Here is a 22,599-nt window from a genome sequence, read left to right on the forward strand (position 1 = left end):
ACGCCGACGCGCACGGTCACCTCGACCCGCTCGACGTCCGGGATCCGCCTCTCGCCTGGAAAAATGAAGCTGTATCAACAGCTGATCCATGCATGGAAGGGGCCGTCTTCACTGCACAGCCTGCGGGGCTCGAGCTCCACGTGCCTCGGCGCATTGAAGGTAAAAAATGTCAGTCCCTCTGGATTCTATGAGTGCGGAGTCGAGCAGGTGGTACCGGAGGCGAGAGGGTAGAGGCTGATCTGGAGATCGAAATCCGGGACGGCGGGGATTCGAGCCCATCGCAAAATTCGCGCGGGTCGGCGCGGTGGATTGGACAGCATTTGCAGCGGGTCTTGCCCTCATGGGACTCGCCTGCGGATCTACCGTGGGTGGCGAGACGCCCGGCTCGGGAGCACGGCGGCAAGACCATCGATCTCAGCGTATCGGTGAGCCTGCCAGCGGGCGCGAGCGGCGGGCGCGAGCGGCGGCGTTCCGGCCATCCGGCAGACACGCACTCCACGGCGGCAGGCCATCCGACCCGCACAATCACCGCGCGTTCCATGAGGAGCAGGAGGAGCCGCTGAGAGTGGATCGATCGGGAGACGCCCACGTTGCAGGGGCGGTCGTGGCCTTCGGAGATCGCTCCGTCAGACCGCCGGCGGCTCGGTCTGGCGTTGCCACGCGCGGTGCATGGCGATCGCCTCGATGAACGCCGGGGCCGCCGCGGCCACCGCGTCGTCGGGCGTGGCGAGCAGGCCCGGGTCGGCGCCCGCGCCGGCCTCGGCGGCCCTCACGCCCGCGGCCTCGGCGAGCGGCGCGGCCGACGCCGGGACGAGCAGGGGCTTGCAGTGGCGGTACTGGAGCTGGACGAACTCGACCGCGAGCCCGTCGCGCGCCAGCGCCGCCGCGCCCGCGCCGGGCGGCAGCACCGCGGCGTCGAAGAGGACGCTCGGGGCGGCCTCGATCGTGACCTCGACCGGCAGCTCGTCGCCCTCGGCGGTGCGCACCACGCCGAGGCGCGCGCCGACGTAGCGGGGCACCGCGCCGGCGAGCAGCAGCGCGTCGTAGAGGGCGCCCGACGCCGCGCCGCTCACGCCGTCGGCGACGAGGAGCGCGACGCGGCGGCCGAGGATGCGGCCGTCGCCGGGCCGGGCGAACAGCGACAGGGCCGGCGACACAGCGACCTCGGGGTCCTTGATGGGCGGCGCCACCATCGAGAGCGGCTCGGGGAGCGGCATGCCGAGGTCGGCCGCGACGCGCGCGGCCAGCCCCTCGTCGACGTTCCGCAGCATCCGGACCATGCGCTCGCGGATGGCCTGCGTCTGCACGCGCGTGAGCTCGAAGCGGAAGGCGCGCGCGATGTGCTCGCGCTCGACGGGCGTCTGGCTCGCCCAGAAGAGGCGCGCCTGCGTGAAGTGGTCGGCGAACTTCTCGGGCTTCGCGCGCAGCTTGCTCGGCTCGGTCGCGGCCTGCTGCGCCAGGAGCCGCTCGGCGACCGAGGCGAAGCCGCGCGCGCCGGCCTGGAAGGGGCAGCCGCCGGCGAGCGAGTTGGGCTCGTAGCTCACGCGGCCGCGGGGGATCGCCTGGCGGTGGAACCCGTCGCGCTGGTTGTTGTGCACCTCGGCGATCGGCGCGTTGATCGGGATCTCGTGGAAGTTCGGCCCGCCGAGGCGCGAGAGCTGCGTGTCGAGGTACGAGAAGTTGCGCCCCTGCAGCAGGGGGTCGTTCGTGAAGTCGATGCCGGGGACGACGTGCTGCGTGCAGAACGCGACCTGCTCGGTCTCGGCGAAGAAGTTGTCGGGGTTGCGGTTCAAGACGAGCCGGCCGACGGTGCGCAGGGGCGCGAGCTCCTCCGGGACGATCTTTGTCGCGTCGAGCACGTCGAAGCTCCACCGCTCGGCCTCGGCCTCGGTGAACGTCTGGATCTGCAAGAGGTACTCGGGGAACGCGCCGCCCTCGATGGCCTCCCAGAGGTCGCGGCGGTGGAAGTCGGGGTCGGCGCCCGAGATCTTCACCGCCTCGTCCCAGTCGAGCGAGTGCGTGCCGAGCACGGGAGTCCAGTGGAACTTCACGAGCGTCGCCTCGCCGGCCGCGTTGACGAGCCGGAAGGTGTGCACGCCGAAGCCCTGCATCGTGCGGAAGCTGCGCGGGATCGCCCGGTCGCTCATCTGCCACATGACCATGTGCATCGACTCGGGCATGAGCGAGATGAAGTCCCAGAAGGTGTCGTGCGCGCTCGAGGCCTGCGGCATCTGGTGGTGCGGCTCGGGCTTGACGGCGTGCACAACGTCGGGGAACTTCATCGCGTCCTGGATGAAGAAGACGGGGATGTTGTTGCCGACCAGGTCCCAGTTGCCATCGTCGGTGTAGAACTTCACGGCGAAGCCGCGCACGTCGCGCACCGTGTCGGCGCTGCCGCGCTCGCCCGCCACGGTCGAGAAGCGCACGAAGACCGGCGTCCGCTTGCTGACCTTCGCGAAGGGCGCGGCCCTGGTGAGCGAGGTGATGTCTTCTGTGCACTCGAAGTAGCCGTGCGCGCCCGAGCCACGCGCGTGCACGACGCGCTCGGGGATGCGCTCGTGGTCGAAGTGCGTGATCTTCTCGCGCAGGATGAAGTCTTCGAGCAGCGTCGGGCCGCGCAGCCCCGCGCGCAGCGAGTTCTGGTTGTCCCCTACGGGGACGCCCTGGTTCGTCGTCAGCGCCCGGCCGAGCGAGTCGACGCGGTGCTTCTGCAGCGGCCCCTGGTTCGGATTCTCGCCCGGCGCCGCCTTGGCGCCGTTCTTCTCGGACTCGTTGCTCTCGGTGATCGTGCTCGCGGTGGCGTCGAGGTTCTCGGGCTTCGCCGTGGCACCTTGCGGCGGCTGAGGCAATTTGCCGCGTAGCGCGTACTCGGCGGGTTTGTTCACGTTCTCGGGGATCGCGGCGACGAGCGCTTCGGTGGCGTCGACCTTCGCGTCGAGGCGGTCGGCGGCCGCGACGTTGCGCACGCCGGCGTCGTCGCTGCTCGTCCCGCTGCCGAGCGCGGTCGCCGCGCGCTCGAGGAGGCTGCGCTTCGGCCGCGCCGCCCGCGGCTTCGCCGACGGGCCGCCCATTGATTGCTTGGCGCTGCCCGCGCCCTTGTCGCGCGGTGCCGGCTCTTTGGACGAGGGATTCGCGGGGTGTTTGCGATCGGTCATGAGATGGCCTCCGGGGGAGCCGGGGCTTTCAGCAAGGAGCGCACCAACGCTCCAGCGCGCGCGCATCCTGACGTGCCTCGAGGGCGAGCTCGGCGCCGACGTCGCCGGGGCGAGGGTCGTACGGAGCGGCCGTCGGCCGGGCGCCTCCTGGAGCGCACGGGCGGGGCTGATCTGTGGTAGGGCAAGCCGCGTCCTGCGCGGGCGGCTGCTACGATGCGGCGTGCGCGGGCTGGCGGCGCTCGTCTCGAGGTCATCCATGGTCATTGCGCGATTCCTGGGTTGTGCGCTCGCGGCGGCGGCGCTGGCGAGCTGCAGCGACCCCGATCCCATCATCGAAACTCGCCACGGTGCTTACGAGGGCGACGCCTATCCGAACCGGCGCCCGGAGATCGTGATTCCGGACGGCGGAATGGGCGTGGTGACCGATAGCCTCTCCGATACGATCTCCCTCATCGCGCTCGAGACCGGCGAGCGGTTCGGCGTCCGCCCCGTGGGCCGCGAGCCCGTGACGATCGATGGGCCTCACCGCGTGGCCGTGGACGCCGCGGGCGGCGCGCTCTACATCGCGCTGTCGTACCCTGCCATCGCCGGCTCGAGCGGCCCCCACGCGGTGCACGGCGGGAGCGCGGTGGCCGGCTATGTCCAGAAGCTCGCGCTCGACGACCTGCGCGTCCTCGGGCAGGTGCGCGTCGAGGCCAACCCGGGCGACATCGTGATCTCGGAGGACGGCGGGCGCGTGGTCGTCTCTCATTTCGATCTCAAGCGCGCGCTCGACAACCCGGAGGACCCCGAGGCGGCGCGCTCATCGCTCGCGGTCCTGGAGCCCGACGCGGACTGGCCTCATGGCGCCGCCGCGCCGACGCTCATCCCGGTCTGCAAGGCCGCGAACGGGATCGCCCTCTCGCGGCCGGACGGCGCCCGGGCCTACGTCGCCTGTTATGGCGACAACGCCCTCGCGATCGTCGACCTGACGGACCCGGACGCCGAGGTGAAGCTCATCCCCGTCGGGCCGCCGCTGCCGTCCGACGCCCACTCGTCGTCGTACGGGCCCTACGCCGCCGTCATGTCGCCCGATCAGAAGACCATCGCCGTGAGCAACACCGACAGCAGGGACGTTCGCTTCTTCGATGTCGCGTCGGGGACGTTCGACGAATCCAGGACGATCCTCACGATAGGCGCGCCCTATGTCAGCGCGTGGACCCCTGACGGGAGCGCCATCTACGTGCCGACGCAGGTGCCCGACACGATCGTGCGGATCGGCATGACCCAGGACGACAGCAACGCTGTCGTCCGGAACATCAGCGGGGAATGCTTCAGGCCGCACCTCGCGGAGCTCGACGAGGAGCACGGGCTCTTCATCGTCTGCGAGGGCGACCAGACCGTGACGCCGGGCAAGGTGCTCCGGCTCGATCCCGAGACGCTGGAGACGCGCAGCGAGGCCGAGGTGGGCCTCTTTCCCGACGCGTTCGCGCGCGTCGCGGCGGGGGCGCGATCGCGATAAGGAACGTCGCGGTCCCTCCCTCAGGGGCCCTCCGGGTCGAAGACGGCGTCCACATACCGCATCGTCTGCTCGCGCCGGCGGCGCTTGCGATCCCCCGAGTCCTCCTCCACGTGCGCTTCATCCGGCCTCACGCGGAAGAGCGGCTGTCCCTTCTGCACGATCGCCCCCTCGCCACCGTCGATGAGCACCTCCTCGATCGTGCCGGAGAACGGCGCGAGCACCTTGTTGAACATCTTCATGACCTCGAGGACGTAGAGCGGGTCGCCGGCGTCGAAATGGCTCCCCTTCGTCACGAAGGCGGGCCGATCCGGCGCCTCCTGCGCGTAGAACATGCCGCCGGTGACCGCGACGATCTCGTTGGCCCGCCTCGCGGGCGGCGGCGCGAGGACCTTGCGCATCCGGGCCGAGAGCTCGCTGTCGAGCAGGCGCTCGGGGAGGGCGACCGTCCCGTCCTCCCGCACGTGGAGCTCGAAGAAGCGCGTGGCTTCTCCCGCGAGGACCAGCGCGTCGAGGAGCTCCAGCCCCGCCTGGAAGCCGAGGTGGGAGCCGCGGACCCTCCGCCAGAGCTCGCCGTCATGGCCGGGAGGCGCGGTGTCCTGGGACAGGACCTCTCGCAGCACGGGCCACGACGGCGCGCTGCCCGCCTGGCGCATCCGCTCGCCGAGGCGGCGATAAAAGCCGAGCGCGCGCGAGAGGAGCTCCTGGTCGTGATCCCAGATCGCGTGGGCCGCGGGGGCGTGCGGCTGCGGCGCCATGTTGAGCAGCCAGTACGTGTCCGCGAGCACCTCGACCGGGTTCTTGAGCCAGCGCACCCGCCCCGACCGGACCTCGAACGCCCCCATGTTCCGGCTGAGCCACGCCGACAGGAGGTGCGGCTCGGCGCAGATCCGCTCCACGGGGCGGCGCACAAGCGTGTCCTTGAGCGCAAAGACCTTCCTGAGCGCCACGTCCGCGCCATCGTGGGCCCCGGACTGCGCCGCCAGCCGGCGCGCGTGACGGGCGCCGAGCTCGGCCCACATCGCGTCGAAATCGAGGCCCCCGAGCTCCACCGAGAGCAGGCCGACCTGCGTGAGGTACGGGACCACGAAGCGCGTCGTCGGCTTCGCCCACACGCTCCGCGCGAGGAACCAGTGCACGAGCCCGTAATGAAACAGGAGGTTCGTGTGCAGATCGCTGCCGCGCAGGGTGGTCGTGCGCAGGATCTCGCAGAGCCGCAGATAGGCCTCCTCGCGGGAGCCGCCGTAGGTCACGAGGAGCGCGATGTTGCTGTCATACGCGCCGGCGAGCCGGTAATGCATGAACACCCCCGTGTCGGGGTTCTTCGCGCAGATGCCCTGATCGTCGCGGATCTCGTGCGAGTGCGGGTCGCTCCAGGAGACGATGACGCCGCCCGCGTGCGGCTCCAGCGCGCCGTTCGTGGCGTTGAGGCGCGCCTCCACCGCGGACCCCTCCCGCCGCGCGCGGATCGGCCGGGGCAGCCGCTCCCCGTGGCGCGCGAGGAGGACCATGCACTCGATGAGCGAGGTCACCTCGAACGCGTCGGCCGGATCGTCCGGGCTCTCGAAGCGGAGAGCATAACAGAGCTCCGACACCCGGTGCTCGACCTGGATCCGGGTGTTGACCTCCATGAAATAGTGATGATCGCCCTCGACGATGCACTCGAATGTCGAGGCCGAGTTCAGCCCCACCGCCCGCCCGAACCGCTCTGCCTCGGCCTCCATCCGGGCGAGCGAGGTGAGCTCGCGCTCGAGCGACGCCGCGCCGCGCGGGTCGCCCGCCGCGCGCGCCCGCTCGATCGCCTCGCGGAGCCCCTCCTGCGTGATCGCCACCTCGAGCAGCTTCTGCTCGTGCATCTGCAGCGAGCAGTCGCGCCCGCCCAGCGCGACGCACCACGCGCCGTTGCCGATCAGCTGGATCTCGTTGTGCCGCGTCTCCTCGATGTTGAGCTCGAGCAGGATGTTCTTGTTGTCGCCGACGCCCGCGGCCTTCACCTCGGCGAGGACCTCCCGCGCCAGCGCGGGGACCTCGGCCGCCCGCGCGCGCGCCGCGGCCCCGGGCTCCGCCGCGCCGGGCGCGATGCCGGCGAGCAGCCGCTGCCCCTTGCCGCCGCCGCCGCCGATGGCCTTGAGCCGGATCCGCCGCCCCGGGTGGCGGGCGAGGAGCTCGGTCGCGCCCCGCTCGAGCTCCGCGCAGAGCTCGTCGGTCGTGTAGAGATCCACGCGCCGCGCGTACGCCGCCGCGAGCAGCGCGTCCGCCGCCTCGGCGAGCGGGACCTCCCCGGCGAGCCGCGCCGCGAGCGACGGCCCGCCCAGCCCGCGCTCGGCCGCGGCCGCGCGCAGCGCCGCGTGATCCGGCCACTTGCGGAGCACGATCCGCCGGGTCGCGTCGTCGATGCCCGGCGTCACGCTGACCGCTGTCGCGAGCGCCGTGCGCTTCGCCTCGTCCTTGAGCCCGGCGGCGCGCTGGACCGACGAGCGAGGGCCGATGAACACGAGCCCCGCCCCCTCGAGGGTGCGCACGAACTCCTCGTCCTCGGCCATGAAGCCGTAGCCCGCGAACACGTGCGTGTAGCCGCACTCCCGGGCGATCGCGACGATCTCGTGCATCAGCTTGACGCGCTCGTCCTTCGTCGCGCCTGTGTAGTCCTTCACCCGGTGCACGCGCGCGGGGTGGATGCAGCGCAGCTCGGGCGCCAGCGCGTGCGTGTAGACGATCGAGTCCTTCTCCGACAGGAGGATGCCGTAACGCTCGATCCCCATCTGGGCGAAGACATCCATCGCCTCTTTCCGGATCGGACCCCGGCCGACGATCAGCGGCCGCACGTCCTCGGCGGCGAACGAGCGCACCCACGCCGAGCCCGATCGCCCGAGCCTGCGGTCGCGCACCACCATCGGATTGCGGTCGTAACCGCGCTTGCTCACGAAACCATCCATGGTCAATGAAACTCCCGCTGAACGCCGGCGAACGGCCCTGGCTGGTAATGGCGGAGCAGGAACTCCAGGTTCTCTCCGATCGCCGAGCGGAGCTCGCGCGGCATCACGAGCCGCGAGATGGAGCCCAGGCTGAGCCCCTCGCGCGGGTTCATGAGCTCCCGCTCGTACCGCGCGCTGAACTCGGCCTCTCTCGCCTTGAGCCACGCCGCGGCCTCCTCGCGGGCCTCGGCCTTCGCCCGCGCCTCGTCCATGCCGCGGCCGAGCCGCTCCTTGACGCCGGCCTTCTCCCTGGCGCTCGCCTGCGCGCGCACCTTGCGGAGCTCGTCCTTGTAGACGAACTCCTTGCCGGCCGGCCCCATCACCGCGACGCGCGTCGTGGGGAGCGCGAGGACGACATCCGCGCCGGTCGCGTAGTTGTTGAACGAGGCATAGGCGCCGCCGAACGCGTTGCGCACGAGCAGCAGGATGCGCGGGGTGCGCACGTCGATGATCGCGTCGAGCATCGCCCGGCCGGCCTGCACGATGCCCATCGCCTCCTGCTCCCTGCCCGGCAGGAACCCGGTGGTGTCTTCCATGAAGAGGAGCGGGATGTTGTAGAGGTTGCAGAAGCGGATGAAGCGCGCGTTCTTGTAGGCGGCCGCCACGTCGATCTGCCCCGACGCGACCGCGCTGTTGTTCGCCACGAAGCCGACGACGCGCCCGCCGATCCGCCCGAACGCCGTGATCGTGTTGCGCGCGCGCTGCGGCTGCACCTCGAAATAGTCGCCGTGATCGCAGATGCGCTGGATGAGGATGCTGATATCGAGCGGCGTATTGTAGCCTGTCGGCGACGAGATCGTCCTGCGGAGCAGCGTATCGATCTCGGTCGTCTCCCGGTCGAGCGGGTCGCTCGTCCGCTGGAAGGGCGGGCTCTCGCGGTTGTTGCTCGGCAGGTAGCCGAGCAGGCGGACCGTGGTGCGCAGCGCGCCGACCTCGTCGGGCACCGTGAGATCGGCCACGCCCGAGGCGCCGTGGACCCGCGGGCCGCCGAGGTCATCGGGCGAGACCACCTCGCCGAGGACCGATTTGACGACCGCCGCCCCGGTCAGGCCGAAGAACGTCCCGCCCGGCTGGATGACGAAGCTGCCCTGCCGCGGCAGGTAGGAGCCGCCGCCCGCGTTGAACCCGAACATGCACATGATGCTCGGCACCACGCCGCTGATCTTGCGCAGCGCCGCGAACGCCTCGGCGTAGCCGTCGAGCCCGCCGACGCCCGCGGGGACGTAGGCGCCGGCGCTGTCGTTGAGGCCGACGAGCGGGATCCCCCGCTCTCCCGCGAGCTGGAACAGCCGGGCGAGCTTGCGGCCGTTCGTCGCGTCCATCGACCCGGCGCGGACCGTGAAATCGTGGCCGTAGAGCGCGATGTCGCGGGTGCCGATGCGCAGGATCGCCGTGACCAGCGAGGCGCCGTCCAGGTTGGGCCCCCAGTTCTCGAAGATGACGCGCGGCGGCTCGGGGGTCAGCACGCGGATGCGCTCCCAGATCGTCATCCGGCCTTTGCTGTGCTGCCGGATGATGTTCTCCGGGCCCGCGGACACGTAGGGGCGCCGGCGGAGCTCCTCGGCCTCCCGCAGCGCGGCGTCGTACGCCGAGGCGGGCGCGGTCGCTTCGCCGGAGCGCTCGTCGAGCGGATCGTCGAGCGAGGGCACGACGGCGGCGGGCTTTGTGGCTAGTTCGTTGCGATCAAGGGGACTCATGGACAGGACATGCACTGTACCATGGCGCGATCTCCGGGCGCACCTCGCGCGCCCGGCGAGGCGCGGGCCGGCGTCCGCGTGGGGCGCGTGTTGGGCGCGGCACAGGGCCGCGATCAGCCGGTCTCTCTCTCGGCGAGCAAGGCGGCCAGGACGGCCAGGGCGTCGGTCGTCGTGAAGACGCCGACGACCTGTGGGCCGTCCAGCACCACCGCCGAGCCGTACTTGCGCTCGGCCATCTCGCGGACCACCTCGGAGAGCCGCGCGTCCGGCGAGACGGCGTAGGGGCACGGCGACATCGCCTCGCTGACGAGGAGATCATCGCCCTGCTGGTCCTTGAGCGTCTCGATCCAGTAGATGTCCCGCTCCGAGAGCATGCCGACCAGCCGGCCGCCGCGCAGCACCGGCAGGTGCCGGATGCGGTGCCCGCGCATGAGCGTGCGGGCGAGCCCGACCTTCTGATCGGCGCCGATCGAGTGCGGGCTCCTGGTCATGCAATCCTGGATGCGAAGCGTGGAAGAGCTCATGGGGCCTCCGCCGGGGCTGGGCTTGCGTGATGGTCCGTGACCGTGACTCGTGAATCACGTGAATCACGTAATTGAGTGATTCGGTGCTTGACGGTTTTGCAAGATGCGGACCACTGGGTGGAGCTCGGCGCTCACGGCACCGTCGTCAACGCGGCTGAGCGCGTTGCTCCGACGCGTTGCCCGAGCCGGTGCACGGCCTGCACTGCGCTGGACGTGCGAGCCCCCGCCGTCTCCCGAGCGCGTGCCTGCAGCGGCTGCGCGCGGGCGCAAGCCGTTCGCCGGGCCGCATCGGCCGGAATGGATTCCACCTCTTCGCGCGCTTTCGAGAACTGGTGGTTCCACCACAGCGGGGACCCCGATCCGGGGAGCGCCGCCTCGCCGGGCGCCTCGGTGCGCATCAGTCCTTGTCGTCGGCCTGGGCGACGTTGCCCGGCACGCCCAGGGCGACCGCGGCCATCCCTTTGCCCTTGAACCGGTTGTGCCAGAGGCTCTGGCCGGTGAGCGAGAAACACTCGATCTCGCCCTGCTTGGCGACGAAGAGCCGGTCTCCCTCCAGGAGGAGCGTGGCGCGGCCGTGCGTGGCGGTCTCCGCCTGCCAGAGCAGCTCGCCCGTCGGGTAACGCAGGCAGGCGATGCTGCTGAAGGTCGCCGCGTAGATCGCCGCAGGCGTGATCAGGAGCGCGGTGGACGAATACCCGGCGCCGCCCTGCTTGTGCTCCCAGAGCACGCGCCCGGTGACCGGGTCGACGCCGAAGATCTGATCCAGGAACGCCGCCACCAGCACCGGCGCCGCCGCGGTTGTCCGGTATTCGCTCATCCGTTGCCTCTCTTCCTGATTGCGCCCAGCAAGCAGCTATCAGCAGGGGGGCAGCGCGGCAAGCTGCGAGCACGCGCGCGGTCGCGCGCCGTGCGCACGGCGGACGATGCGAGCGATGTGAGCTCGCACGGGCTCCCGGCGGAAAGCTGAGGGCGGGGCGAGCTCCACGGAAGAGGCTCCTCGCTGCGCTCCTCCGGCGCGGCGGTCGTCCATCGGCGCACCTCGGAGAGCGCGGGGGCGGCTCCGCGCGCGGAGGATCGACATTTCGCCCGCGTTCGCTCTACTCTCCTCCGCTCTCCTCCGCCGCCCGGGCTTCGATGAAAGACACCGCACCGACGCAAGACCAGGCCCTCTGCTTCTATCGAGCCGCGCTCTCGACGGCGCGGCTGATCGACCGGGAGAACGAGCACTGGGTGCTCGACACCGACGCCGACGCGGCGTGGCGAGCGTACGGGGGCGACTTGCCGCCGGTGGTTCGCTGCGATCTCGTGCTGCGCAACCTCGCGATGCTCTACCCGGCGGCCTTCGCGCCCGGGCCGGTGTTCAGCCTGTCGGGCTGGTACGACGATGACCCGTGGGGGGTGGGGTTCGAGCGGCCCCCGGCCAGGATGGTCGAGGGGCTGTTCGCGATCCGCGCGACGCCTGCGAACGTCAAGATGACCGTGGACGCCCTCGTCGAGGCCGGGCGCCTCGTCGAAAAGAAGAAGCGGCCCCGCATGGTGGCGTATACAACGGGCGGCGCCGGTGGAGGGGAGGGCGCGGGAGCGTGATCGAGCGAATCTACCTCGACAACATCCGGACCTTCGTGAACTTCGAGTGGCGTCCGGGCCCGCTCGCGATCCTGCTCGGGGCGAACGGCGCCGGGAAGACGGCCCTCCTCGACGTCCTCCGGGGGCTCCAGGCGTTCCTGCTGGGCGAATCCTCGTCGGTCGAGGCGCTCGACGACACCAGCCGCACGCGCTGGGACCAGCGCCGGGAGCAGACCCTCGAGCTCGACGTGCGCGGCAATGGCGGCCTCTACCGCTACCGGCTGGTCGTCGAGCACCTCGAGCGCGTGCCCGGCAAGAACCGCGTCACCTCCGAGAGCTTGCACCACGACGACAAGCTGCTCGTCGAGTTCGTCGGCGGTGAGCTCCGGCTCTTCCGTGATGACGGCGGGGCAGGGCCGCGTTTCAAGGCCAAGGAGACGCGCTCCGGCGTCGGCGCCGTCGAGCCGGGCGACGACGGCCGCCGGTTGATGTGGTTCAAGCAGTGGGCGGCCCAGATCTGGCTCTTGCGCCCGGATCCACGTGCCATGTCCGCACGGGTAGAGCGCGCGGCCGCGGAGTGGCTCGCGGCCGATCTCTCGAATTTCGCGGCGTGGTACCTGCGCTCCCTCGCCGCGAAGCCCGGCTCGATGTTCAAGGCGTCCGCGGCGCTCGGCAAGGTGCTGCCCGGCTTCCTCGAGCTCCACGAGCACCTCGGCCACCTGCAAGCACGGTTCGGGGACGACGCCGCGAGCGTCAGCTTCCGCTTCGACGAGCTCTCCGACGGGCAGCGGGCGCTGATCGCGCTCTATGTCCTGCGTCATGCGGTGGCGGGACCTGGCAAGACGCTCGCGATCGATGAACCCGACAACTACGTGTCCCTCCGCGAGATCCAGCCGTGGCTCACCGAGATGACCGACCTCGCTCTCGGGAAGAACGGCCCGCAGATCTGGATGATCAGCCACCACCCGGAGGTGCTCAACCTCCTGGCGGTGGACTTCGGCTGGAGGTTCTTCCGGGATGGCACGGGTCCTACGCGCGTCGAGCGGTTCCAGCCGGCGACCGGCCTGGATCCCGCCGAGACCGTGGCGCGCGGGTGGGAAGACGATGCCTGAGGGCGTGCAGGCCGTCGTGCTCTGCGAGGACCTGCAGGCCTGGGTCTTCGTGCGCCGGATGCTCATCGCGCTGAATTACGACGCACATCGCATTCGCGTGATCCCGTATCCGGCCGAGGGCCGCGGCTCCGGAGAGCAGCACGTCCGGGAGCGGTACGCCGACGAGCTGGGCAGGCACCGCGCCCGCGCATCCCGCACGAAGGCGGTGCTCGTCGTCCACGTGGACGCGGACCGGCTGACCGTCCAGGAGCGCCAAGCGGCCCTCGAGCAGGAGCTGCAGGGGCGGGGGGTCGCGCCGCGCACGCCGGACGAATCCGTCGCCGTGCTGGTGCCGAAGAGGGAGATCGAGACGTGGATCTACTTCTTCCTCAACGGGCCTCCTGTGGACGAGCAGACGAGTTATCCCAAGCTCGATCGCCAGTCCGAAGCCTGGCCGGCAGCCGAAGCGTTCGCGGCGCACGCTCGCGCAGAGAGCCAGCCTGCCGGCGCGCCACCATCTCTCCTGACCGGGCTCGCAGAGGCTCGACATATTCCCTGACAGATCGATAGAGGCCATGCCGGTCATCTGGTTGCTCCCGATATGACGCATCCCTGGCTCAGGAGATGGCCGGTCTCGGACTTCGGCCAGCGAATCTATCTCGTGCGCGCGCATCACGCGCCCGACGATCCATCGAGCGACCCTCTCGAGCTCGTCCCGCCCCTGTTTGCCTTGTCCGCCATCGATGCGCGCCGGAGCGAAGATCTCCCCGTCCTCCAGGAGATCTACTGCGAGCTCGCCCTCTGCGGCCGGTCGAGCCTGGACCAGCAGGACCAGCGAGAGATTCGCGATCGGATCACCGCGCGGGTACGTCAGGCGCTGGAGCACGGAGAGCTCGTCGCGCTCCGCGAGATCCACGCCGCGGCGTCCGCCGCGCCCCGAGGCCCGGAAGCCCGCGCGCCGCATGATGCAACGGCAAGGTCATGGCCGGCCCGATCTCCCGGGGCGGGGACCGAGCTGTCGTTCTACGAGGTCGTCCTGCTGGACGAGCTGGAGACACCGATCGCCGGCGTGAGCCTGCGGGTGAGCACGCCTGCAGGGGAGGTCGTGCGCCGAACGGACGGAAGCGGGCGCGTGCGCGTCGACGGCGTGCCGGCGGGCTGGGGGAGCGCCGCCATCGCCAGCGCCGGTGAGCTCGCCAGGGCGCTCGCCGGCCGGGAGCGGGGCCTGCGTCGGACAGCGCCGTTGCCCGAGGGGGACACGTGGCACGTGCGCGTCCCGAGCAGGATCGGGGACGCCGTGAGCCTGCCGGATGCCGAGCCCCAGACGCTCCTGCTCGTGACGCGCACCGACCTCGTTCATATTGCCCAGGCATCCCCGTGGCGCGCGCTGTCCCTGGTCGATCGGGCGGGGCCATGGCAGCTCACCCTCGCCGGGGAGCGCGCGATGCTCGCGCTCCACTCCGGTGCGATAGGCGCTCAGGCCGTCGTCCAGGGAATGGTACCGGAGCCCTCGCCAGCTCCGCCGCCGCCGATCCCCCCGCCTCCGATCGATGCCGGGCTATGGATCGCGCCCAACGTGCTCGTCGTCCAGAGCGGCGACACGCTGGTGCGGATCGCGGCCCGCTACCTCGGAGACGGCGCCCGCTGGCGGGAGATCTGGGCGCTCAACCAGGAGCGTTACGGAGGGCGCTCGCCCGACGTGATCTTCCCCGGCGACACGCTCGTGATGCCGGCCGAGGCGATCCCGGAGTGGGTCGCGCTGCCGGCCAGCCCTGCGCCCTCGCCGGATGCGCCGGCGCCCGCCGCGCCGGCGCCGCCCGAGTGGCTTCGCGCGGCGGTCGACGCGCTCCACGAGGCGCTGTTCCAAAAGCGCCTGGATCCGGTATGGCGCTTCCTCGAGAGCATCCCGCTCGACCTGCCTGCGCCGAGCCTCGATGCGCCGCCCCCGTTCGTCGAGGAGCTCGTCTACCGATCGACGATGGTCGAGCTGGCCCTCGAGGGGAAGGTGGATCCCGTGTTCCAGGAGACGGAGCAGGTCTGATGCTGAAGCTCAGGGTGACCTGGCCGAACGCGGGGCACGCGCTCCTGCCCGAGGCGGGAGCCGACGTGCGCCTCGAGGCCGGCGGGACGCCGCTGCCGCTCGCGTCGATGTCCCCGGGCGTGCGCGAGTTCGACATCCCCGACGGGACGGCGCGGGTCGTCTTGAAGGCCATGTTCACGGCCTCGTTCGGCCCGGTCGGGCGCGTGGGCGCGATGAGCCATCCCGTGCTCCAGGTGGAGCAGCCCTATGAGATCGTGGCGGGGGGAACGATGCTGGAGGCGGCGAACATCCCTGCGTACGTCAAGGGCCACCCGCTCGTGGACACGAAGGTGATGGCCAACGTGAACGGCGCCGCGCTGGTGCAGATCCGGACGGAGTTCGTGAACATCACGCCGTTCTGGATGGCGTACGCCGCCTCCGCGTCCGAGTACGTCGCCGAGCACCAGCCGGGCGATCCGGAGCTCGTCGCCCTCGGTTACACCGGCGGAAAGCCGCTCATCTGGTTCGCCACCGTCCCCGCCGCGTGCGCCGCGCCGCCCGCGTCCGGGGTCGGCTGCATCGTGTTCTTCCGGCCCGAGAGCTACGTGTATACCCGCATCGACGAGGCCCATCACGAGATGTTCGGGCTCAACCGCTATCTGCTCAAGCCGGTGGATGAACCGCACGCGGATGTCTGGAGGCGCGACGTGTTCCGCCCCAACCCCGCCGAGGGCAACCATCCTTTTGTGCATCTGCGGGCGGGCTTCGAGGATGCGCTCGCCCGGAGCCAGAAGCCCGTGGTCATCCTTCACCCCTGGCCGAGCGGCTCCGACTTCGGCGCCGCGATCGGCGCCTCCCTGCCTGCCCTCGCCGGTGGCGCGCTCCGGCTGCTCTGGGCCGAGCAACGCCTCGCGAGGAACCGTGGAGCGATCCAGCTCGGGCGCCTCGGCGTCGCGGGTTACAGCGCCGGCGGCCTGTCCCTGTGGGCCGCCCTCGCCGGCAACCGGCAGCGCGTCTCGGAGGTGTACGCGTTCGACGCGCGGGGCACGTCCTCGAATGCACCCGCGGCGATCCAGTGGTTCAACGCGCGGAGCGACGCGGTGCTGCGGATGACCGGGGCCTATCAGCTCACGGCGAACGAGGGGATCCGGATCAGCATCGAGAAGCTCGCAGGCGGCCCCGTGGCGCGGGTCACCGCGACGCCGCCGGACAGCAAGGCCTACGAGGCCGGCAGCAACCCGCTCTGGGATCACGTGATCGCCGCCTACCCACACTCGCGCGAGAGGAAGGACTACTGGCATCAGTTCGCGATCTTCGGTGGCTACGTGGCCATGCCCGGTCCCTTCGCCTTGACCTTTCTGCAGCAGTTCTTGCAAGAATCCCTGTTTTGAAGCACGCCATCGTCCCGGTCGTTTTCGCCGTGCTCGCGGCAGGTCAGATGGGTTGCAATCGAGAGCGCCTGCCCCAGGGCGAGGCTTCGACGGGGGAGCTTACCTCGTCGGCCAGCGCGGCGAGCGCTCCAGTGGCGCCTTCCGGGAGCAACTCGGCGGCGGGCGGGGACCTGAGCGATCTCGGTGCCGCACGCCCCGGCACCACCGGGACTCCCGGCTCGGGATCGCCGCCGCCGTCGATGGCTGGTCCAGGTTCGGTCTCGCCCGCTCCTGGGATGAACCCCAACCCGAGCGCGCCGGTTGGCAAGCCGTTCGACCAGGATGCCTGGCTCGCCGCCCGCGGCGTCACCTGGCGCCCCGATGCCTCGTGCTGGTCGATCCTCGCCACGAGCCCGCCTCAGCGCCTCAACATGTGCTCATGCCACGGGGCGCTCACCCTGCCCGAGGTCGAGCTGATGGAGTGCTCGCGCGGACGCGAGCAGGAATCCACGGCGGTGCCCTTCGTGACGCACACGGTGCTCCACGCAGCGCGAGGCGGGGCGCTCCGGGCCGTGCTCGACGTGCCCACCAGCGCGATGCTCGACGACTGCGCGCCGGACACCCCGATCCCCTGCTCCGTCGCGCTCGACCTCCGCGTCGAGGGGGACGCGGTCCGATTCGAGGAGCCGGCTGGGACGACCCCCGCGTGCGACCACCCATCGATCGCCACGAACAAGCCCCTCCCGGTCGCCTCCGGCTGGAGCAGCGCCTCCTGGCAGAGCACGCGTTCCACCTACCGGCGCATCTGCAGCTCTCGCGGCCGGTACGTCTGGCAGCGCGGCGTGCTCCGCCGCGCGCCTTGATGGGGGAGAGGTCGGCCGGTCGCGCCGGGCTCGCTCGATCGGCTTCCCGGCGCCCTCGCCGGGACGAGCTCTCGTGGATCTCGTGCGGCGAGCGCGAAGCTCACCAGCCCACCAGCGCGCCCGGCGGACGGCCCCCTCCAGCCCCTCGCGCTCCGCTCAGACCCGCGTGGGCCCCGGCGGGATCAGGTATCCGCAGCTCCGCCCGAACCACCGCAGCACGTCGAGCGACGACAGGATGCCGACCACCCTGCCGTCGTCCGAGACGACCGGCAGCCGGTGCACGCCCTCATAGGCCATCAGCGACGCCGCCTGACGGATGCTCGCGCTCTCGTGCAGCTGCACCACCACGGGGGTCATCACGTCGCGCGCGGTGACCTTGACGGGCTCGTACACGTGAAAGCCCTGCTCGATCTCGATGTCGAGCGGGGCGACATCGTCGAGGTGCAAGGTCGCCCGCTCCGACTCCTCGGTGTCGCCGCGCTCCTGCGCTGTCCGGAGGAGGTCGGCCCGTGACACCATGCCGACCGGCTTGCCGTCGGCATCCACGACCGGCATCCCGCTGATCCCGTGGCGGACGAGCAGGGCCGTGATCTCGTCGACGGTGACCTCCGGCCGGACGCAGAGGACGTCCCGGGTCATGATGGCGGCGAGCGGCGCCGCCGGGTTCACGTGGTCGCTCACGCCGCCCAGCGGATCCCCGCTCTTCACCTCCGAGGCCCACTGGCGGGTATCGCAAACGACGGAGGTCCTGCGCGACGGCGCGTCGAAGTGCAGCGCGCGGAAGCGAGTGCACGACTCGCACTCCGGCACGGTGGCCGAGCGCTCCTTCAACGGACAGTAGACGGTCGCGACGACCGACTCCTCGCCGTCGTCTCCAACGATGCGCGCGCTGCGGAGCGCGTGGCGCGGGATGGGGTGCTCTCCGTTGATCGGTCCGAGGGTCGTCATCGTCATCTCTCCGCTCGCCTCCGCGACCTTCGCTCGAGGCGCTTCCTCGGATGAGCACCGCCCGTGCCACGCCCGAGATCCCCCGGAACGCCGAGGCGGCCCCGAAATGCCGCGGCCGCATCCGCGCCGCCGCGCGCCAATTGCGCCGCGACGAACGGGATGCACGTCCTGCGTCCCTCCCGCGAGGGAGCCGGCGCCCACCGCGCTCCAGGGGCCCGCTTTCCGGCGTCCGGAACGCGTGGCACGGAGCATGCGAGTCCATCGAGTACGTCGAATCCGTCCGTGCAGTGTGCCCGGCGGAGTGCCGGGCAGAGCGGAGCCATCCGCCCGGGTGGTTGGCAACGAGGGTGAGGAGGATGTCATGTCGAGCGTGAGCGCAGCAGGTCGGTTCGTCGTCGTCGTCGGAGTCGATTTCTCGGATCTGAGCAACCGTGCGCTCGACCAGGCGCTCGAGTCCGCCGGCTGCCGCGAGAACGCGGAGGTGCATGCGGTCCACGTCGAGCCCGAGAGCTGGGTCGGCATCGGGCTCTCGAGGGTGCCCGTGGCGGCCACCACGCCCGAGGTGGCGCTCCAGCAGCTCCAGCTGCGCGCGGCCGAGCGCGTCCGCGCCATGGGCGGCAAGCTCGACGGCGGGCGGTTGAAGCGCGTCGTCGTCCACTTCCGGCGCGGCGATGCGGCCGGGAACATCGCTCAGCTCGCCGCCGACCTCGACGCCGATCTCGTGGTCGTCGGCTCGCACGGCCACCGCGGGCTCGAACGGCTGCTCCTCGGCTCGGTCGCCGAGCGCGTCGCCCGGCTCGCGCGCTGTCCGGTGTGGATCGTGCGGCCCAAGGATCACGCGACCGCCGGCCGGGTGCCCGAGATCGAGCCGCCCTGCCCGGAGTGCGTGGAGCGCCGGGAGGAGACCGGCGGCGCCGAGCTCTGGTGCGCGCGCCACTCGGAGCACCATGTCCGGCCGCACCGCTACTCGTACGCGACCAACGGGGTCTACGCGGCGTCGAGCGCTGTCTATCAGGCGACGCCGGAAGGGAGGTGATCGTGAGGCGGCGGCCTCCCCCGGCGTGTTGACGTTGCGCGGTGCGCGGAGGATATATGGTGTCATGAAGCGGTCTTGCATCGCCCTTGCGGCCGGCGTGATGTCCCTCTCCGCGTCGGTCATGGCGCAGCCGGTGAAGGTGTTCGTCCTCGCGGGCCAGTCCAACATGGTCGGATTCGGCGTGGGCGCGGCGCTTCCGGCCGAGATCCAGAGCCAGCCCGACATCTGGTACGACCACCACAACCCCGACGCGCGCACGGGGGGGCCGTACGCCGCGGCGACGAGCGCCGACTGGGGGCCGCTCGAGCCGAAGGGCGAGGCGCGACGCTACGGGCCCGAGATCACGTTCGGCCGCGCGATGGCGGCGGCATACCCCGAGCACCGGATCGCGATCGTGAAGATGGCGCAGGGGGGCACGAACCTCGTCGACCACTGGGGGCGCGGGCTCGCGCCGGATCCGGAGGTGCTCTACAAATCCCAGCTCTACCATGCGCTCCTCGGCAAGCTCGACTCCGCGACGTACGCCGGCGATCGCGCCCTCCGCTACCCCGACGAGCCGACGCGGCTCGACAACGCGCTGGCGCGGCTCGAGTCGGAGGGGCACGACGTCGAGATCGCCGCGCTCGTCTGGATGCAGGGCGAGAACGAGGCGGGGTGGTCGGCCGCGTTCCGCTACGGCGACGCGCTGCGCGCCTTCATCGCGGCGGTCCGCGCGGATCTCGGCGTCCCCGAGCTCCCCGTCGTGCTCGGCCGGATCAGCGACAACCTCTACCCCGCGAACGGCGGGCCCATCGCCGCCGGCAAGGAGGCGAACATCGACGCCGTGCGCGCGGCGCAGGTGACCGTGGCCGAGGAGGACCCTCGGGTCGCGTGGGTCGACACGGACGATTTCACCCCGCGGCCGCCCAGCGATGCGTGGCATTTCGACTCCGCCGCGTACCAGCTGCTCGGCCAGCGCTTCGCCGAGGCGTACCTCGCGCTGGCCGCCGAGGCGGGCTCGTCGAGCGCCTCGTCGGCGAGCAGCGCCGCGAGCGCGGGCGCGGGGGGAGGAGGTGCCACGGCCGGATCGAGCGGGAGCGCGGCGGCCACGGGCAGCGCCGGGAGCACCGGAAGCGCAGGTGCGGGAGGAGGAGGTGCGGGAGGAGGGAGCGCCACGGCCGGATCGAGCGGGAGCGCGGCGGCCACGGGCAGCGCCGGGAGCACCGGAAGCGCAGGTGCGGGAGGAGGAGGTGCGGGAGGAGGAAGCGCCACGGTCGGATCGAGCGGGAGCACGGCGGCCACGGGCAGCGCCGGGAGCGCGGCGGGATCGAGCGGGGCCGCGCCCGGGGGCGCCGGCGGGAGCAGCGGCTGCAGCTGCGGGACGGCGGGGGGCCCGGATCACGGGCCGACGGCGGCAGCGCTCGCGCTGATCGCGCTCGCGGGCCTGCGCCGCCGCCGGGGCGGCCGCGAGCTCGGTTGAGTCGGAGGCTCATCGCCTCCGGGAAAGGGCCGCAGAGGCCCGTCGTCCTGTCGGACGGGCCGTCTGCGGGACGCTCACCGTCGCTGGGTCACTGTTGGCAGAGCTCGTTGATACACGCGTAGCCGTCGCGGCAGTCGCCATCCGCCAGGCATTCGGCATAGCAGACTCCGAGGTCGGTGCAGAGACCGCCGCCAGCGCAGGGGGTCGTCGCGTCGCACGGGCTCACGCAGTAGCCGCCAGGAAAGCCATCGTCCTCGGTGAGGCAGTAGAGGCCGGCGCAGTCGCTGTCGGCGGTGCAAGCGTCACCGTCGGCGCCCTCGCCTGCCGGCGCGGTGCAGCGACCCAAGTCATTGCACGTGGCGCCTGCCACCAGGCACTGATCGTCGCTGGTGCAGGCCGGCTCGCAGAGGTTGTCCAAGCACGCATAGCCCGCGCGGCAGTCCTCCGAGATTTCGCACAGCATGTTGCAGAAGCCGCCGTCGCCCGCCGGGATGCAGGTGCCGCCGCCGGCGCACTCGCCGATCTCCGGATCGCAGTCGCCCAAGCAGTAGCCGCCAGGATAGCCGGAGTTGAGCTCGGAAAGGCACCGGCCGCCGGCGCAGTCGCTGTCGACCGTGCAAGGGGCGGCGTCCGGGCTCGCCGGCTCGCCGCAGAAGCCCGATCCCTCGTCGCACACGCCCACGTCCGGGCACTGAGCGTCGCTCGTGCAGTCCGGCTGACAGAACCCGTTGATGCACCCATAGCTGTCGCGGCACTCGCTCGACTCTGTGCACGCGGCCAGGCAGAAGCTGCCCTGCGAGTTGAACCGGCAGGCGCCGCCGCCGGGACAGTCGCTGTCCGTCTCGCAGACGCCTGAACAGGCGCCGCCAGGATAGCCGTAGGTCTCGGGCAAGCAGAGGTCGCCCGCGCACATGGCATTCGCCGAGCAGGGAGCGCCGTCGGCGCCGAGCTCGCCGCCGCCGGCGCCGCCGGTGCCTGTGGTGGCGGAGCTCGTCGAGGTGACGCTGCCGCCGCCCTCGCCGCCGGTGCCTGTGGTGACGGAGCTCGTCGAGGTGACGCTGCCGCCGCCCTCGCCGCCGGTGCCCGTGCTCGCCGAGCTCGACGTGGCGCCGCCGCCCTCGCCAGCGCCGGTGCCACCGTCGCCGCCGCCCTCGCCAGCGCCGGTGCCACCGTCGCCGCCGCCCTCGCCAGCGCCGGTGCCACCGTCGCCGCCGCCCTCGCCAGCGCTGGTGCCACCGTCGCCGCCGCCGGTGCCGCCGGTACCGCCGCCGGTGCCGCCGGTGCCGCCGCCGTCGCCGCCGGTGCCGCCGCCGGTGCCGCCGTCGCCGCCGCCGGTGCCGCCGTCGCCGCCGCCGGTGCCGCCGCCGGTACCGCCGGTACCGCCGCCGGTGCCGCCGGTGCCGCCGCCGTCGCCGCCGGTGCCGCCGGTGCCGCCGGTGCCGCCGGTGCCGCCGCCGTCGCCGCCGGTGCCGCTGGTCGTCGAGGTGCCGCCGTCGCCCCCGCTGCCGCCGCTCCCGGGGGTCGATGGGCCGTCATCGCCGCACGCTGCGGTCATCAAACCAAGTGCAAAGAGACACACAAAAGATCGCATCTTCATCCGCTGCTCTCCAGCCGGTAGGGGTCCAGTGACGCGGTGCCGGCCGTCGGAGGCGAGGCGCCGCAGCGCGATGGGCGCACGCGCATCTTCTGTCGAAACGGCACGGATGCCAACGGCTCTTTTCACTCCGTCTCCACTCTTCCGCGCCTGGTGCACCCGGGATTCCCGCCCCACCTCCGCGGCGCTGCGCCTGGTTCCGCGCCGGCACCGCCGATTGCCGCGTCCGCTCCACGGCTCACGGAGCACGCATTGCCGGCAGCAGGATCACTTTCTTCCTCCGCCGCGCGACGGTGGTGGGGTCATTTGAACATGAAGGCCGCAAGGCCGGAAGGCGGGAAGGCGGGAAGAAAATCATCAATGATCTTCCCGCCTTCATGTGACATCTGTCTGGGCAAATACCCCCACCACCCGCGCGAGCCCTCCTCACGGTCTGCGCGCCTCTCTTCTCCTGTGCCTTCGCGCACGTCCTTGATACTCTCCTGCGCCCGCGCGCATCGCCTTGCTTCCTCAGCGGTTCTCCCGCTCCGAGCCGCTCGCCTCGATCCCCGCCGCCGCCGCGCCCGTCTCCCGACCGCGCCCTCCTCCAGCCGACCTCGCCCCGCCTCGAGCGCACCGCGCGCCTGCCATGCCACACGTCGTCGCGCGGTCGCTGGGCTGCGCGCTCCCGTTGCGCCTCTCCCCGGCCCGAGCTTCAGCGCGGAGGCGCGCACTCCGCTGCTGCCGCGCGCGCGTCGCCTCGGTGATTGACCGGGCGCCATCCGAGCTGGTATAGGTAGCCGTTTTCCTTTGGCAGAATTTTA

16 protein-coding genes are annotated in these 22,599 nt (G+C 71.6%); 9 read left to right on the forward strand and 7 right to left on the reverse strand.

Annotation, left to right across the window (positions count from 1 at the left end; genetic code table 11):
• Nucleotides 1–626: 626 nt before the first annotated feature.
• Nucleotides 627–3,155, reverse strand: a complete 2,529-nt coding sequence (locus WMF17_RS17190) for a catalase (RefSeq protein ID WP_437650491.1) — start codon at nucleotides 3,153–3,155, stop codon at nucleotides 627–629.
• A gap of 256 nt (nucleotides 3,156–3,411) precedes the next feature.
• Here WMF17_RS17190 and WMF17_RS17195 point away from each other — a divergent pair, with 256 nt between their 5' ends.
• Nucleotides 3,412–4,656 carry a YncE family protein gene (locus tag WMF17_RS17195; protein WP_437603163.1) on the forward strand — a complete coding sequence of 415 codons (1,245 nt, stop codon included), beginning with the start codon at nucleotides 3,412–3,414 and terminating at the stop codon, nucleotides 4,654–4,656.
• 20 nt (nucleotides 4,657–4,676) lie between these two features.
• On the opposite strand, the gene WMF17_RS17200 is transcribed toward WMF17_RS17195, so the two are convergent.
• The 4 genes from WMF17_RS17200 to WMF17_RS17215 all read right to left on the reverse strand — a co-directional run bounded on the left by WMF17_RS17200 (nucleotide 4,677) and on the right by WMF17_RS17215 (nucleotide 10,666).
• Nucleotides 4,677–7,589, reverse strand: a complete 2,913-nt coding sequence (locus WMF17_RS17200; RefSeq protein ID WP_437650492.1) for a biotin/lipoyl-containing protein — start codon at nucleotides 7,587–7,589, stop codon at nucleotides 4,677–4,679.
• Nucleotides 7,590–7,591: 2 nt separating this feature from the next.
• Complete coding sequence (locus WMF17_RS17205) at nucleotides 7,592–9,325, reverse strand: acyl-CoA carboxylase subunit beta (RefSeq protein WP_437650493.1); 1,734 nt, start codon at nucleotides 9,323–9,325, stop codon at nucleotides 7,592–7,594.
• Between the two features lie 113 nt (nucleotides 9,326–9,438).
• Nucleotides 9,439–9,849 carry a CBS domain-containing protein gene (locus WMF17_RS17210; protein ID WP_437650494.1) on the reverse strand — a complete coding sequence of 137 codons (411 nt, stop codon included), beginning with the start codon at nucleotides 9,847–9,849 and terminating at the stop codon, nucleotides 9,439–9,441.
• Nucleotides 9,850–10,246: 397 nt separating this feature from the next.
• Nucleotides 10,247–10,666, reverse strand: a complete 420-nt coding sequence (locus WMF17_RS17215; protein WP_437650495.1) for an outer membrane protein assembly factor BamB family protein — start codon at nucleotides 10,664–10,666, stop codon at nucleotides 10,247–10,249.
• 317 nt (nucleotides 10,667–10,983) lie between these two features.
• Here WMF17_RS17215 and WMF17_RS17220 point away from each other — a divergent pair, with 317 nt between their 5' ends.
• From WMF17_RS17220 to WMF17_RS17245, 6 genes are all read left to right on the forward strand, one after another.
• Entirely contained in the window at nucleotides 10,984–11,436 is a 453-nt protein-coding gene (locus WMF17_RS17220) for a hypothetical protein (protein WP_437650496.1), read from the forward strand.
• On the forward strand, nucleotides 11,433–12,527 hold the full coding sequence (locus WMF17_RS17225) for an AAA family ATPase (protein ID WP_437650497.1): 1,095 nt from the start codon (nucleotides 11,433–11,435) through the stop codon (nucleotides 12,525–12,527). Before WMF17_RS17220 ends, WMF17_RS17225 begins: the two co-directional genes overlap by 4 nt.
• Entirely contained in the window at nucleotides 12,520–13,065 is a 546-nt protein-coding gene (locus WMF17_RS17230) for a hypothetical protein (protein ID WP_437650498.1), read from the forward strand. Before WMF17_RS17225 ends, WMF17_RS17230 begins: the two co-directional genes overlap by 8 nt.
• Before the next feature lie 42 nt (nucleotides 13,066–13,107).
• Nucleotides 13,108–14,547 (forward strand): LysM peptidoglycan-binding domain-containing protein, encoded by a 1,440-nt coding sequence (locus tag WMF17_RS17235; protein ID WP_437650499.1) that lies wholly within the window; start codon nucleotides 13,108–13,110, stop codon nucleotides 14,545–14,547.
• Nucleotides 14,547–15,917: a hypothetical protein gene (locus WMF17_RS17240; protein WP_437650500.1), complete on the forward strand. Its 1,371-nt coding sequence runs from the start codon at nucleotides 14,547–14,549 to the stop codon at nucleotides 15,915–15,917. The genes WMF17_RS17235 and WMF17_RS17240 overlap by 1 nt, the downstream gene beginning before the upstream one ends.
• 275 nt (nucleotides 15,918–16,192) lie before the next feature.
• The gene (locus WMF17_RS17245; protein ID WP_437650501.1) at nucleotides 16,193–16,759 is read left to right on the forward strand and encodes a hypothetical protein; all 567 of its coding nucleotides are present in this window, start codon (nucleotides 16,193–16,195) and stop codon (nucleotides 16,757–16,759) included.
• Nucleotides 16,760–16,915: 156 nt separating this feature from the next.
• Here WMF17_RS17245 and WMF17_RS17250 read toward each other — a convergent pair whose 3' ends face one another.
• On the reverse strand, nucleotides 16,916–17,707 hold the full coding sequence (locus WMF17_RS17250; protein WP_437650502.1) for a CBS domain-containing protein: 792 nt from the start codon (nucleotides 17,705–17,707) through the stop codon (nucleotides 16,916–16,918).
• A 361-nt stretch (nucleotides 17,708–18,068) separates the two neighbouring features.
• Here WMF17_RS17250 and WMF17_RS17255 point away from each other — a divergent pair, with 361 nt between their 5' ends.
• Both WMF17_RS17255 and WMF17_RS17260 read left to right on the forward strand, forming a co-directional pair.
• The gene (locus tag WMF17_RS17255; RefSeq protein WP_437603172.1) at nucleotides 18,069–18,743 is read left to right on the forward strand and encodes a universal stress protein; all 675 of its coding nucleotides are present in this window, start codon (nucleotides 18,069–18,071) and stop codon (nucleotides 18,741–18,743) included.
• Nucleotides 18,744–18,807: 64 nt separating this feature from the next.
• On the forward strand, nucleotides 18,808–20,202 hold the full coding sequence (locus WMF17_RS17260) for a sialate O-acetylesterase (protein WP_437603173.1): 1,395 nt from the start codon (nucleotides 18,808–18,810) through the stop codon (nucleotides 20,200–20,202).
• 88 nt (nucleotides 20,203–20,290) lie between these two features.
• Here the strand turns inward: WMF17_RS17260 and WMF17_RS17265 are convergent, their stop codons facing one another.
• The gene (locus tag WMF17_RS17265; protein ID WP_437603174.1) at nucleotides 20,291–21,757 is read right to left on the reverse strand and encodes a hypothetical protein; all 1,467 of its coding nucleotides are present in this window, start codon (nucleotides 21,755–21,757) and stop codon (nucleotides 20,291–20,293) included.
• Nucleotides 21,758–22,599 lie beyond the last annotated feature (842 nt).

The sequence above is a fragment of the Sorangium sp. So ce362 genome, from assembly GCF_051519845.1.
GTDB lineage: Bacteria > Myxococcota_A > Polyangia > Polyangiales > Polyangiaceae > Sorangium.

What these genes read in the sequence shown, in the direction of transcription:
- WMF17_RS17260 (WP_437603173.1), top strand. Translation starts at nt 18,808, where the DNA reads ATGAAGCGGTCTTGCATCGCCCTTGCGGCCGGCGTGATGTCCCTCTCC.
- WMF17_RS17245 (WP_437650501.1), top strand. Translation starts at nt 16,193, where the DNA reads ATGAACCCCAACCCGAGCGCGCCGGTTGGCAAGCCGTTCGACCAGGAT.
- WMF17_RS17215 (WP_437650495.1), bottom strand. Translation starts at nt 10,666, where the DNA reads ATGAGCGAATACCGGACAACCGCGGCGGCGCCGGTGCTGGTGGCGGCG.
- WMF17_RS17205 (WP_437650493.1), bottom strand. Translation starts at nt 9,325, where the DNA reads ATGAGTCCCCTTGATCGCAACGAACTAGCCACAAAGCCCGCCGCCGTC.
- WMF17_RS17250 (WP_437650502.1), bottom strand. Translation starts at nt 17,707, where the DNA reads ATGACGACCCTCGGACCGATCAACGGAGAGCACCCCATCCCGCGCCAC.
- WMF17_RS17195 (WP_437603163.1), top strand. Translation starts at nt 3,412, where the DNA reads ATGGTCATTGCGCGATTCCTGGGTTGTGCGCTCGCGGCGGCGGCGCTG.
- WMF17_RS17190 (WP_437650491.1), bottom strand. Translation starts at nt 3,155, where the DNA reads ATGACCGATCGCAAACACCCCGCGAATCCCTCGTCCAAAGAGCCGGCA.
- WMF17_RS17265 (WP_437603174.1), bottom strand. Translation starts at nt 21,757, where the DNA reads ATGACCGCAGCGTGCGGCGATGACGGCCCATCGACCCCCGGGAGCGGC.
- WMF17_RS17210 (WP_437650494.1), bottom strand. Translation starts at nt 9,849, where the DNA reads ATGAGCTCTTCCACGCTTCGCATCCAGGATTGCATGACCAGGAGCCCG.
- WMF17_RS17230 (WP_437650498.1), top strand. Translation starts at nt 12,520, where the DNA reads ATGCCTGAGGGCGTGCAGGCCGTCGTGCTCTGCGAGGACCTGCAGGCC.
- WMF17_RS17220 (WP_437650496.1), top strand. Translation starts at nt 10,984, where the DNA reads ATGAAAGACACCGCACCGACGCAAGACCAGGCCCTCTGCTTCTATCGA.
- WMF17_RS17200 (WP_437650492.1), bottom strand. Translation starts at nt 7,589, where the DNA reads ATGGATGGTTTCGTGAGCAAGCGCGGTTACGACCGCAATCCGATGGTG.
- WMF17_RS17235 (WP_437650499.1), top strand. Translation starts at nt 13,108, where the DNA reads ATGACGCATCCCTGGCTCAGGAGATGGCCGGTCTCGGACTTCGGCCAG.
- WMF17_RS17240 (WP_437650500.1), top strand. Translation starts at nt 14,547, where the DNA reads ATGCTGAAGCTCAGGGTGACCTGGCCGAACGCGGGGCACGCGCTCCTG.
- WMF17_RS17255 (WP_437603172.1), top strand. Translation starts at nt 18,069, where the DNA reads ATGTCGAGCGTGAGCGCAGCAGGTCGGTTCGTCGTCGTCGTCGGAGTC.